At 32.3% G+C, this 12,895-nt stretch carries 9 protein-coding genes and 1 pseudogene; 2 read left to right on the top strand and 8 right to left on the bottom strand.

The window, feature by feature from the left end; all coding sequences use genetic code 11:
• The 5 genes and pseudogenes from C6H25_RS02815 to C6H25_RS02790 form a co-directional block, all read right to left on the bottom strand.
• Complete coding sequence (locus C6H25_RS02815) at positions 1 to 930, bottom strand: outer membrane beta-barrel protein (protein ID WP_104747948.1); 930 nt, start codon at positions 928 to 930, stop codon at positions 1 to 3.
• Positions 900 to 1,892, bottom strand: coding sequence for a tRNA dihydrouridine synthase (locus tag C6H25_RS02810; RefSeq protein ID WP_104747947.1), 993 nt, complete (start codon positions 1,890 to 1,892; stop codon positions 900 to 902). The genes C6H25_RS02815 and C6H25_RS02810 overlap by 31 nt, the downstream gene beginning before the upstream one ends.
• A 75-nt stretch (positions 1,893 to 1,967) precedes the next feature.
• On the bottom strand, positions 1,968 to 4,871 hold the full coding sequence (locus C6H25_RS02805; protein ID WP_104747946.1) for a DEAD/DEAH box helicase family protein: 2,904 nt from the start codon (positions 4,869 to 4,871) through the stop codon (positions 1,968 to 1,970).
• A gap of 10 nt (positions 4,872 to 4,881) precedes the next feature.
• Positions 4,882 to 7,412 (bottom strand): annotated as a pseudogene (locus tag C6H25_RS09060) (site-specific DNA-methyltransferase).
• Positions 7,409 to 8,608, bottom strand: a complete 1,200-nt coding sequence (locus tag C6H25_RS02790; protein WP_104748007.1) for a CCA tRNA nucleotidyltransferase — start codon at positions 8,606 to 8,608, stop codon at positions 7,409 to 7,411. The pseudogene C6H25_RS09060 and the gene C6H25_RS02790 overlap by 4 nt, the downstream one beginning before the upstream one ends.
• Positions 8,609 to 8,670: 62 nt before the next feature.
• Between C6H25_RS02790 and queC the strand changes: the two genes are divergently transcribed.
• Both queC and C6H25_RS02780 read left to right on the top strand, forming a co-directional pair.
• Positions 8,671 to 9,351 (top strand): 7-cyano-7-deazaguanine synthase QueC, encoded by a 681-nt coding sequence (queC, locus tag C6H25_RS02785; RefSeq protein WP_104747943.1) that lies wholly within the window; start codon positions 8,671 to 8,673, stop codon positions 9,349 to 9,351.
• A gap of 70 nt (positions 9,352 to 9,421) precedes the next feature.
• Entirely contained in the window at positions 9,422 to 9,820 is a 399-nt protein-coding gene (locus C6H25_RS02780) for a hypothetical protein (RefSeq protein WP_104747942.1), read from the top strand.
• 505 nt (positions 9,821 to 10,325) lie between these two features.
• Here C6H25_RS02780 and efp read toward each other — a convergent pair.
• Genes efp through C6H25_RS02765 form a run of 3 tightly spaced genes read right to left on the bottom strand, consistent with a single transcriptional unit; the run spans position 10,326 to position 12,734 of the window.
• Complete coding sequence (gene efp, locus C6H25_RS02775; protein WP_104747941.1) at positions 10,326 to 10,889, bottom strand: elongation factor P; 564 nt, start codon at positions 10,887 to 10,889, stop codon at positions 10,326 to 10,328.
• A gap of 22 nt (positions 10,890 to 10,911) precedes the next feature.
• A complete protein-coding gene (locus tag C6H25_RS02770; protein WP_104747940.1) occupies positions 10,912 to 11,835 on the bottom strand; it encodes a class II fructose-bisphosphate aldolase in 924 nt (307 codons plus the stop codon).
• Between the two features lie 14 nt (positions 11,836 to 11,849).
• Entirely contained in the window at positions 11,850 to 12,734 is an 885-nt protein-coding gene (locus tag C6H25_RS02765; RefSeq protein ID WP_104747939.1) for a peptidylprolyl isomerase, read from the bottom strand.
• Positions 12,735 to 12,895: the final 161 nt, after the last annotated feature.

Here is a 12,895-nt window from a genome sequence, read left to right as displayed (position 1 = left end):
TTAGAATAAATACGCATAGCTTACAAAAACTTCTTTATTTCTAAAAACGCTGAAGTTTTGTCTGATAGTTTGTTGTTGCCATGCGTTGCTAGAGCCAAAACTTTTCCAACTTTGAGCGCTTAAATTATAATAAGGGATTTTTAGCCCTACATTCAAGCGGTTGTGCTTACCCACATATAAAGAACCCCCAAAATTTACAAAAAAGCCCCCACCGGCTGCAAAAAATTTATCATTTTGTTGTGTGTTTTGATTTTTCCACTGAGAACTCCATAATATTGCATATTCCACCCCACCCCCAGCAAACACGCCCATTTTTAAAAAAAGCATTTTTTCTTTCTTTAGAGCATGTTTGATGATTGTATCAATAGGAATATTGACAAACACATTTAAATTCAAACCAAACGCCATAAAATGCCCATTATTAAAAAGAAAGTTTTGTGGACTTTTAGTTTGTTGTAAAATTAAGTCCCCTTGTTGCTGTGTTTTTGGGTCATAAGCTTTTAAGGTGTTTGGGTTATAATTTTGTTCTTCTAAAAGAGTATCCCCCCCTACTTTTTGACCTAATTTAGCGTTAGCATATTGAATATCCCCCCACACTCTTAACCCTAAAATGTGGTATTTATCTATGGATATTTCATCTCCAACTTGAAAGCTATAAGATAAATCTTTACCCCCCTTATAATGCGCTTGTAATTTTTCGCCATAGCACATATCATTAGGGCAAGTGGGATTATTTTTACTTGCTTGTTGCCACATTGTAGTGTTAAAATTAGCTCCAGTGCCTAGCTTAAAACCTAAATAAATATGATTTTTAGTTTTAAAAAAAGGTGTTTTTTCTAGGGCGTTATCGGTGCTTGCCAAAAGAACCCCTCCAAAACTAGCTAAAAAAATAAGCGCTTTTAAACGCTTTTTTGATTTAATTCTACCCATAATGGCACTTCACTTTGTAACATCTCTTGATTAAAAAATTCTTCTATACTCTCTCGCATGTCTCTTATCTCTGTAAGGGTATTGACACAATTACGAAAAGCACTCGCCCCCATTTCACCCTTAGCATAAGCATGCAAATTCTTCCTAAACATTATAACCCCCCTTTCTCCATAAAACTCCACCATTTTATCAAAATGTTCTAAAACCAAGTCCTTTTTCACCACAGCGGGCAATTCAGTGGTGTTGTTTCTAATCTGCCAAAATATCCAAGGGGCTCTTAAAGCCGCTCGCCCTATCATCAGCCCATTAGCGTTAGTCTTTTCTAACACTTCAAAAGCTTTTTTAACGCTGTCAATTTCGCCATTTGCTATCACTGGCACTTTTAAAATTTCTTTCATTAAAGCAATGCTTTCATAATCAATCTTATCTTTTTGATACCTATCACTTCGTGTTCTTCCATGCACGACTACATAATCAATCGGAGCGTCATTTAAAGCGCAAGCGATTTCTTTGGGAATTTTTTTATCAAAGCCTAAACGCACTTTCACGCTTGTGATTTTTTTAGTCGTATTTTCTCTAATCACTCTAAGTAATTTCACAAGGTGGTTTAAATCTTTTAATAACCCGCTACCATTACCATGATTAGCCACTTTTGGAGCAGGACAACCGCAATTAAAATCAATCCCACTTACTTGTTCTAAGACATTGATTTTTTCAACCGCCTCTTTAACAACACTCTCTTTAGAGCCTGAAATTTGTGCCATAAAGTTGTCTTCTAAGCTAGATTTTTCTAACATCTTAGAAGTTTTATCAAACGCATACACTAAGGAATGCGAACTAACCATTTCACTTGTGGTAACATCTACGCCAAATTTTTTCACCACACTTCTAAAAGGCAAGTCTGTATAACCAGCCAAGGGGGCTAAAAAAAGCCATTTTTTAGGATTATTCTTAAAGTCCATAAATTCTCGTATTAAAGTTTTTTGTTATATTGACACAATTAAGGTTAAAAAAGATTAAAACAAGGCGTTTAATTCTTAGAAAACTTTTTTAAAAAACTCTTTTAAACCCTCTTTTTTAATCCAATAATCCTTATAGCCTTTCCCTATATCACTTACCTTATTTTGATAAAGTCTTAAAAGCACTTTGATTTTTAAGTTTTTATTATTTTTAGGGTTAAAAATCTTAACTTTATCTCCATCTTTAAAAAGCTCTTCATACCCGTCCACCTTTAATTCATAATCGCTTTGCTTGCTCCCTTTAGGGTCAATGAATACAATTATTTGAGTATCATTTTTTTGTAACCAAAAGATAAAATCCGGATAATAACACCTTTGTGTGCCATTTTCTGCATAAGGGATAAATAAATTATCTAAGTGTTCATCAATTTTACTAAACGCCCAAAAATCATAGTTTTCTTCTAATGTTTTTATAGCCCCTTGTAACTCCGTTAAAAAATCACACTCACTTTCCACTTTAACTACAGCCTTAAGCCAATCACACTCTTTAGCTTTAATTAAAGGGTTATAATAATGCTCTTTAAGTTTTAATAGTTCTACACTATCAAGCTTAAATTCTTTATTTTGTCTGTATTTGTCTATATCATCAATATCTATCTCGCCTTTAGAGATTTTTTGCGTTAATTCATTCTTGTCTAGTGGCGTATACTCTTTAATCTCTTGGATTTTTTCAATCAATTTCTCTTTTTTATCCGCCCTAATTTTAATCTTTTTAAAATGCACAATTTCTTCATTTATAGAACTAAACTCATTTTTAGGCACTTTTTTATAGGGGTGCAATTTTGCTTTAAGGCTAGAAATCAAGTAATTTAAATCTTTGTAGTGCCAAGTTGTTTCTATTTTAAAATGCCTTTTTTGTATCATTTTTTTTAGTAATAAATAATCTTTACGCCTATAAAAATCATGCTTTAAAATAAAATGCGTTTCACTCATAGAATGAATAATTTCTTTTAAATCCTTATAGTTTGTTTCACTCATTTTAAACGAACTACTTTGTGAAAAATCAAAGGCGTTCGTTTTTTCTTTTTGATAGCTAGGCACAAATAAGGCATGTTCTATAGGCGTTTTTTCTAAGGCTATTTCGCACCATTTTTCATCTTTAGAGCACTCTTGTTTAACTTCTAAAATCGCTTTCACACTTTCTATATTAGTCGGTATCACAAAAAGCGTTTCTAAAATCGTAGCGTTTAACTGCAAGCGTTTTTTAATATCCTCATCTAGCCCTAAATACTCTAATCTTTGGCGTTGATTTTTCAAACTCTCAATTCTAACCCCCCTACCAAAAGATTGTTTGATAAACTTCTTAGCCTCGCTATCCATACCGATTTTTAAAAATAAAATCACATTAGGTCGTGTGCTATCCCAACCAGTATCAAAAGAGCGAGACCCCACTAAAATATTAATGCTACTTTTATCAATTTGGCTAAAATAACTCTCTTCTTTAAAACTCAAATCCCCTCTAATATCCACACCCTTTAATTTATCGTTTATCCATTCTGTAATATCGCCGATTTTTATTAAGCAAAAGACTTTATCGCTCGTATTGAGCTTAAAGGCGATTTCTTGCTTGTTGTTAGGGTTAATAACTACCTCAACACGCCCACTACTTTCATAAAAAATCTGTTCTTTTAAACTCTTAAAATCTATCTTTTCTAAACTTTCTTTAAAAACATTAATGTTTTTATTTTTACCATCGCTTAAGAGAAATTTAGGGGATTTTAATTCATCAAGCAATTCTTCTTTAGCCCTTTTAAAAACGCTACTATCTTCACTCTCAATCACACGCACCAACGCTTTAAAAAACATCTCTGCATCGCTATTTTCCACATTCACAGAATGCGTAAAAACTACCATTAAAGGGTCATGAAAATAATCTTTCACTCTATAGAGTTTTTGCATACTCAATAATAACAAGCCCTTTAAAATAGCGATTTCTTTTTGTTTATCGTTTAAATCTCTTGCCTCTTTAAAGGCTTTAAGCGTGTTTTTCTCTAATAAAATAGATTCCTTACCATAGCCTAATTTAACCCATTCGCTTACGCTTAAATTATATACCGAAGTGATTAAATCGCTATCTTCAATAAAAGTCGCACTAAAATTGAATAAAAACCCCTTTAAAGATAGCAAACTAAAAATGGCTTGTTTTTTACTCTCAGCTTTACTCCCCTTATGTGCCTCATCTAAAATGACATAGTTATTCCCATTATCCAAATAGTCTTTATAGTCTAAAATATCAACCTTGCTTTCATCATTCATTAAATCCGCACGATAATAAAACAACGCAATCTGTTTCATTTCTTTAAAAGAGTTATCTTGTGCATGATAAAAGTCCTTACTCTTAACACTCTTGAGATTTTTAAAATCAATTTGTTTGAAATAATCTTTGCCTTGATTGTATTTTTCAATTTCTTTTGCAAATTGCTTAATCAAATTTTCGTTCGCACTAAAAAACATGATATTTTTCTTAGGGATTAGCCCTAATTGCATGCTCACGCTTAAAAGTTCTACAAGCTTAATAATCACAATCGTTTTACCACTCCCTGTAGCCATATAAAAGCCTAAGCGATTAATTAAACTTTCAAAACCCAAACGATTATTTTCTATTTCAAAATGCGTTTTTAAAAAATCATTAGGTTTGATAAAATCACAATTAGCAAAAGTATAATGCGTTTGATAAAAACGATAAAAGGCTTTTTTATCCCCCTTAAACTCATTAAAAAACGCTCTTAAAACCCTAAACGCATTTTTTAAAGCTCGGCATTGATAATCTAAAAGCTCTCTTTTACTATCAAAACTTTTAAAGTCTAATTTTTCTAAGCTTGTGTTAATCTCGTCTGTATTAAATTCATTTTCGGCGAGTTTTTGAGCGACAAACACCTCGTTGAGACTATCTATTAAACTTTCTTGTTTTTTCTTGGCCATAAGCCCCCCATTACCAAATTAACGCACTTTTAAGTGCTTTTAAAATCTCTATTTTTTCATCTAATCCTTTAAACTTCACAAACCTTTCATTAAAGCTTTCTACTTCCAAACCGCTTAAATTTTCTAAAGTCTCTTTAATATCCACCCCCCTACTCTCTAAAGCTTTTAAATCAAGCGTATAAAAATCATTTTCGCTTTTAACTAAATAGCTGTATTTCTCGCTATAGCTTAATGGCTTAGTATCATTTTCATATTTAATATTCCTTAAAATCTCTTCATAGCTTTCTAATTCGTAGTATTTCACAAGCCCTCCAAGCTTGAAATCTGTATCTTTTGAAATACCACTTTTAAATCCCCCTATGACCTTTTTTATTCGTGGTAAGACTACACTATCAAAATGCTCCCCCATTTCTATGCCGATATACTTTCTGTTGAGTTTATGAGCGACCGCACATGTTGTTCCGCTACCGGCGAAAAAATCACAAATTAAATCGTTTTCTTGTGTAGAGATTTCTAAAATATGCTTTAAAAAAACTTCGCTTTTTGGATAATTAAAAACCTTATCATTAAATAAAGCTCTAATTTCAAGAGAGCCGATTTCTGTTCTTGCTATTTCACTTTTTATAATGGATTGCGGTAATCTACCTTTTTCATCATCAATATATACTTTTTTATGTAATTTATATTCTCCATTAACTTTTTTTACAATAAGCTTATGTTTTTCTTTTATCATTTTATCCCTACTCCAAGTCCACCTTCCTAAAACCCCTTCCATTTGATAAGGAATGATTTTAATTAAATTTTCTGTATTGTCTATTTCGCTATCAATAAAAATTTCTTTTGTTTTTTCATTGTAAAAAACCGGAAAATGTAACGATGGCACATCTTCTTTTCTTCCGCCCTGCCCCCTTTTCCATACTCTTTCAACATAAAATAAACCAAATTTATCTTTTTCTGTATATTTTTTATGCAATTCATTATCATTTAACCTTATAGGATAAAGCGAAACATTATCTATTGATTTAGCAAAACATAAACAATAATTGTGTTGTTGAGCTATAAATTTTGAGCTTTGAGTTCCTGCTGGAGCATTTTCACAAACTAAACAGCTAACGAAGTTATCACCCCCCCCCCCCCGTTGAATACTTCGTCCATAAGCACTTTACAAGTTGCTTGTTGATTATCATCAATAGAAACAAACATCACGCCTTTATCATTTAATAGAGTATGAGCGAGTTCTAAGCGATTACTCATCATGCTAAGCCAAGTAGAATTTTTAAATTTATCCATATAAATAAAATCGTTGTTTTGCGTGTTATAAGGGGGGTCAATATAAATACAATCTATTTTTTCTTTATAGCGGTTTTTAAGAGAGTTTAGGGCTTGGTAGTTTTCGCTTTTTATAAGTGTGCCATTAAATTCATTTTCATTAAAAAGGCTTTTAATCTCATCTTCTAAGTCTTTAAAATACTTCGTATCAAGGGGTAAAAACTCGTTTTCTATTAAGTTATCTGTGATTTGTAGGTTTAAATCTTGCCACTCTTTCTTTTGATTAGCATAATTTTTATGCTCTTTAATCTTGTTTAAATCATAGCCTTTTTCTTTTAATTTATCTAAGCTCACTATTAAATGGCTGTTAGTTACAAAGCGTGGTTTATTCCAAATTTTAGAAAGCTCATTTTCAAACTCGCTCACTAGCTCAATAATGTTTAAAGCAACTTCTTTAATGGTGTTAATCTCTTTTAGGCGTTCTTCTTTAAAATCGCTTATTTCTTTAAATAAATATTCAAACAAATACAAATCTAATTGCTCTTTTAAAAAATTATAGGCGTTTTTATGGATAAAAAAGTCCATTTGAGTTTGTTTATTGAAACTAGCAAAGGCTTTTTTTAAATTTTCTTCGCTAATTTGAACGCCTTGTTTTTTACACTCTTTTAAAATCTCTTGAATCTTTGTAACACTTCCTTTGCTAGAAAGTTGAACGCTAAAATTTAGGGCGTTTTTTTCTACACTTTCTAAATTAAATACAAGGACTGTTTTTTCATTACTCTTTTTGCTCTCTAATTTTCTTGTATCAAAATTAAAAAGGATATTTTCTATTTCTAAACTTAAATCTTTATAGATAATCTCACTTTTTACATAGTAAAGATTTTTAGTTTTATAAAAAAGGGCGGTGTCTTTTTGATTTAGTTCTAGCTTTTCATAATCGCTATAACTTTTAGTATAAATATCATAAAATAACGGCGTGTAGTTAAAATAAATACCCCCATTAGCACTAAAATAACGCATAAAAAAGCTATAAAGTTTGTCAAATAGCTCATTCTTAAAATCGCTTTTATCTTGGCATTTCTCATTAATTAGATTTTCTAATTCTTTCTTTTTGACTTTATAATACTCGCTTTTTGTTTTCATTAAATTGACTATGCCATTTTTTTGTGCCTTAGCGTTTTCATTAAAAAGATTGTCTTCTTGCTTTTCAATCTTAACGCCTACAAACAAGTTTTCTAAAATTTCATAAAATTTAGCTTCGTTAGTTTTCATTGATAATCCTTTTTTAAGATAAAATTATACTCGTTTAATGATTTTTTAATCCATTCTATTAAAAACTCTAAACAGTTATTTTTAGGGTTAGCAATAACTAAATTCAAGCATTTTTCTAAAATTTCGCCTATTTTTTTATTTTGATAGCCTAAACTTTTAAGCGTATCGCCCTTAAGAACTAGGTGTTCTTTTTTAAAAGGCTCGTTTAAATTTAACACTTCATTAAACAAGTATTTGATTTTTAAGGCATGTTTGTAGTTTTCTAAAAAATAAAATTCTAAGGCTAGATTAAAAGACTCTATATCATAGTCTTTTAGTAAAAATTTTAACTCTGTTTTATTATGGATATTTAAAAAGGCTTTTAGGCATTCTTTAGCTTTAGCAAATAAAGTGCAAGTTTTCTTAGGGTAGCGTAAATTTTCTAAACTCTGTTGGTGCTTAAAAAACCCTAGCAACCTTAACTCTAAATTTAAAGCAGCTCCTTTTAAAAACTCTAAATTTTCTATTTTCTCTTCAATCACTAATTCAAAAATCTCTTTAAACTCTTTTATAACTCCATAGGCGTTTTTTCCTATAAGAAGTTTGTTTAATTCGCTTTGTAAGCGTTCTTTTGAAAGGTGTTTTAACAAATCCTTGCATTCAAAAATCGCCATTTGAGTGTTTTTCTCTATTTTAAATCCCAAGCTCGCCCTAAATCTTAATACCCTTAAAATCCTTAAAGCGTCTTCAAAAAACCTTAACTTAGCCTTACCTACACACTCAATCACTTGATTTTTAATCGCAACTTGTCCTTTAAAAGGGTCAATAAACCCTTTTGTAGGGCTATATGCTATGGCATTCATGCTAAAATCACGCCGTTTTAAATCTTCTATCAAACTCGTGCTAAAAATCAATTCCTTAGGCTTTCTGTGCTTAATATGCCCCTTTTCAATCCTAAAAGTCGTGATTTCATAGCTTTTATTGTTTTTAAGGGCTGTAAGTGTGCCATGCTTAATACCGGTTTCTAGCACCTTAAAATGGTGTTTTAATAAGATTTCTTTACTTTCACTAGGCTTGGCATTTGTGCTTAAATCATAATCTTTAGGGATAAAGCTCATTAAATTATCACGCACACACCCTCCTACCAAATAAAGCTCATAATGATATTTTTCATAAAGGTTAAATAGCTCTTTTAATTCTCTATCTAGTTCAAACACGCTCATCACTCTTAAAATTTCTTTGTGTTATTATATCTCTTTAGTTTTTTTAAGGAATTTTTATGAAACAAGAAATTTGTGTAATCAGCTTTAGTGGCGGACAAGATAGCACCACTCTAGCTGTATGGGCAACAAAACACTTTAAAAAAGTCTGTTTAGTAGGATTTGATTACGCACAAAAACACTCTATAGAATTAGAATGCGCTACAAAAATCGCTTCTTTTTTACAACTTCCCTATGAAATCATCAAATTAGATTTTTTAGAGAGTATCACAAACTCCGCCCTTTTTAAAAACTCTAAGGATTTAGTAGAAAATTCACACACTCAGCATAAAAATTTACCCAACTCTTTTGTGCCTAATCGCAATGCGATTTTTATCACACTCTTACATTCTTACGCTCAAAAACTAGGGGCTAGTAATATTGCCTTAGGGGTTTCACAAGCGGATTTTAGTGGCTATCCTGATTGTAAAGAAGATTTTATTAAAAGTATAGAGCATTCATTAAATTTAGGTTCAAATACCCATATCACTATTCATACCCCCTTAATGTTTCTTTCTAAAGCACAAGAATTTCAAATGGCTAAAGATTTAGGAATCTTAGATTTAATCATTAAAGAAACGCACACTTGCTATCATGGCGAGCGAAAGACTTTACATGCTTATGGCTATGGTTGCAATGAATGCCCTGCATGCAAATTGAGAAAAAAGGGTTATGAAGAGTTTATGTTAGAATATAATTAAAGCGTTTAAAACTAAAACAAAGTAAAAATATGTTACATTTTTCTAAATTTTTAATATTTTAGGAAATTTCATGTTAAATACAAACACTAACTCTAAAGATTTAAAAGAATATTTTGTTAAAGGGGGGCTAACCCTAAGTGCGTGGTGTTTGGTCTATAGCCTAAATGGTTGTGGGGCTAATGTGCCGGTTGAAGAAGTGATTATTAAAGACCCTAAAGAAACTGAGGCTCAAAAAGTTGCCCAAGAAAATCAAGCCATACAGCAAGAAGATGCTATTATTGACGCACACACCACCCCCACCATTAATCACTTCAATAATTATGGCTCTTTAAATGGCTTTTACAATTCGCAAGACAATCTTAATTCCCCCATGCAAAATGGAATGTATGGGGGCTATTACATGCCCTATGGTCTCATGCCTTATGGCTATGGCATGATGCCCGGATATTTCCCCTATTCTTTTTATTAATGCATGAATGCATGCTAGATAACTGCACCTTATTCCTTTTGAATAAGGTTTTCTTTTCCATAAGAATCTAATGCCAAAATTTAAAGTTTATAGCGAGATTTATTTTTATAAAATAAATCTTTATATCTTTTTTACTTTATAAAAATAACCAAACTTGATTTTTGCGATTGCGATATTTTGATGGCTAATCATTATACGAACTTGTCTCATGGATTAATATATCATAAACCCTATTTGTTTGTTTAATGCTTGCTTCTCTAGTCGCCTCCAAAAAATTACAATATCTTGCAATAGGCATTACGCCATCTTCGCATCAATGCTTTTGTGAATATATATCCAAGACCTTCTCATTTATCCATTCACACAAATAATAAAGAAATCGCTTTAATTAGCTTATCTCTTAGGGTTCTTAGATTTTGAATGCTTGCTTTTTTTGCTTATATTGTAGACATAGCTAGAGACTAACCTTATTTATTGGTAAGTCTCTTAATTTTAAATTAAAACCTTATTTTACTTTTTCAAGATATTCTTCAGTCTCAGTATTAACCTTAATGGTCTCACCCTCTAAGACATGAAAGGGCACCTGCACCACCGCACCTGTTTCTAAAGTCGCTGGCTTTTTGCTTGCACTTGAAGTATCGCCCTTAAAATTAGGAGCAGTTTCTACAATCTTTAGAGCTACAACTTGTGGCACATCTACTGAAATGGCCTTGTCATTATGCAATAAAACTTGCACTTGCATGCCATCTAACATCCATTTAGACGCATCGCCTACTTGAGAGTCATTCAAGGCAATTTGCTCATAACTCTCTATATCCATAAATTGATAAGCATCACCATCATGATAGAGATATTGCATCGTCTTTTCTGCTAAATTTGGCTCTTCGCACTTATCTCCGGCATGGAAAGTCTTTTCAATCACTTTACCATCTAAAAACGACTTGATTTTTGCACGCACAAATGCCGCACCCTTACCGGGCTTAACATGCTGGTATTCTACAATTCTATAAGGAACACCACCTAATTCAATTTTCAAGCCTTTCTTTAGTTCGCTCATACCAATTGCCATATTATTTTCTTTCCTTGTTTAATTAAATTTTATTAGAACTGCCTAAGAGTCTCATGCGCTCTTTAACCACATTTTTAAGAGCCAATTGAGCTGGAGTAAAAAACTTTCTCAAATCAAATTGACTCTTATCTTCATTAGCGACTCTACGCACTTCTGCTATGAAAGCGATTCTTAAATCTGTATCGGTATTAACCTTATTAATACCGCCCTTGATTGATTCTTGCAAAAATTCAAAAGGCACACCCTTAGAGCCTTTTAAATCACCTCCAGCATCCAAATAAGCCTTTCTCACATCATCAGGTATCGCACTTGCTCCATGCAAAACTAAGGGAATATTTGTTAGTCGCTTCACTTCTAATAAACGCTCAAAATCTAGCTGTGGCTCACCCTTAAATTTAAAGGCTCCATGGCTTGTGCCAATGGCTGGGGCTAAATAATCTACTTGAGATTCTTTGACAAACTGCTCTGCTTCCTTAGGGTTCACTAACACAGCGTCTTTTTCATCTACAGAAATATTGTCTTCAATTCCCATCAAGCGCCCTAATTCTGCTTCCACGCTCACTCCGGCACTGTGTGCCATTTTTACCACTCTAGAAGTCAATTCCAAATTTTCTTCAAAGGCATGATGAGATGCATCAATCATTACAGAAGTAAAGCCCGCTCTCACGGCATTCTCACAACTCTCAAAAGTTGTTCCATGGTCTAAATGCAAGGCTACAGGAATATGAGAATAGCGTTCACACATAATCTTTACCATGCCAACCGCCATATCAATCCCCATGTATTTAATCGCACCCTCACTCGCTTGAATAAATACCGGCGAATTCTCTTCATTTGCAGCTTCAAAAATAGCGTTTAACATTTCAAAATTAACAAAGTTAAACGCCCCTACTCCATAGCCCTCTTTATGGGCTTTTAATAAAATTTCATTGCCATAAACTAGCATAAGAAATCCTTATTCTACTTATTAATAACAATTTTAGCTTGCTTTTTGAGTTCCTCAATCTTTTTATTCATAAGCTCTTGGAAACGCTTTTCTTGCAACATGCCTTGAATAGTGGGTTTAGCCTGCTCGTAAGTATAGGTTACAGGTTTATCCTTTGAAATCAAATAAATAATATGATAGCCAAACTCTGTTTTTACAGGAGTTTTAGTATAAGTTCCCGGAGTTAGAGCAAAAGCTGCTTTAGAAAAATCAGGAGTCATCTGATTCTTTTGAAATTTTCCTAAATCACCACCATTTTGTGCATTTTTACTATTAGGGTCAATGGTATCACGATTAGCCAATTCAATAAATTTTTCTTGCACCTTAGTTTTAGGTTGCTTATTAAGCTCAGAAATAATTCTTTTGGCCTCATCTTCACTCTTAACTAAGATGTGTCTTGCATGTGCCTCTTGCTTAACAAACATTTGGTCTTTATTAGCATTATAGAAATCTTGCATTTCTTTTTCGGGGATTTGAATCTTTTTTACTGCCTCAGCTTGCTTTTTAGCCCAAAATTCTACGAGTGCTTGCTTTTTTACCGCATCAATCATCGCCTTAAACTCTGGCGTATTATCTAACTTTTCCTTTTTAGCCTCTTTTTCTACTAACAAGGTGCGGATAGCTTGGTCAATCAAAGCTGCTTTTTGGTCGTCTTTAAGCTTATCAAAATCAAAATTTGGGTTGCGTTGCTTAATCATATCAAAATCGCTCTTAGTAATCGGTGCACCATCAACTGTTGCTAAAACTCCCATTGTAGGAACGCTCTTTTTAGTTGTGTTGGCTGTATTGGCAGACTTAGCTACTAATAGTGTCGTGCTTAATGCACCAACCAATGCCAAACTTAAGATACTTCTTTTCATCGTGTATACCCCACTTAATCAATTAAAATTAAAAATAAATGTTAGATTATAGCAAGTTTAAGCTAAATTTTATACTATTTTTTCTCTAATTTAAAAACATTAAAAATCAAAAACATTAAGCTAATTTATGCTTAAATAATCTTTAGTTTTTAAGAATTTAT

It is taken from the genome of Helicobacter cetorum (genome assembly GCF_900198405.1).
Classification (GTDB): domain Bacteria; phylum Campylobacterota; class Campylobacteria; order Campylobacterales; family Helicobacteraceae; genus Helicobacter; species Helicobacter cetorum_C.
This window is presented reverse-complemented; position numbering and strand designations above follow the sequence as displayed.

What these genes read in the sequence shown, in the direction of transcription:
- C6H25_RS02815 (WP_104747948.1), bottom strand. Translation starts at nt 930, where the DNA reads ATGGGTAGAATTAAATCAAAAAAGCGTTTAAAAGCGCTTATTTTTTTA.
- C6H25_RS02810 (WP_104747947.1), bottom strand. Translation starts at nt 1,892, where the DNA reads ATGGACTTTAAGAATAATCCTAAAAAATGGCTTTTTTTAGCCCCCTTG.
- C6H25_RS02805 (WP_104747946.1), bottom strand. Translation starts at nt 4,871, where the DNA reads ATGGCCAAGAAAAAACAAGAAAGTTTAATAGATAGTCTCAACGAGGTG.
- queC (WP_104747943.1), top strand. Translation starts at nt 8,671, where the DNA reads ATGAAACAAGAAATTTGTGTAATCAGCTTTAGTGGCGGACAAGATAGC.
- C6H25_RS02780 (WP_104747942.1), top strand. Translation starts at nt 9,422, where the DNA reads ATGTTAAATACAAACACTAACTCTAAAGATTTAAAAGAATATTTTGTT.
- efp (WP_104747941.1), bottom strand. Translation starts at nt 10,889, where the DNA reads ATGGCAATTGGTATGAGCGAACTAAAGAAAGGCTTGAAAATTGAATTA.
- C6H25_RS02770 (WP_104747940.1), bottom strand. Translation starts at nt 11,835, where the DNA reads ATGCTAGTTTATGGCAATGAAATTTTATTAAAAGCCCATAAAGAGGGC.
- C6H25_RS02765 (WP_104747939.1), bottom strand. Translation starts at nt 12,734, where the DNA reads ATGAAAAGAAGTATCTTAAGTTTGGCATTGGTTGGTGCATTAAGCACG.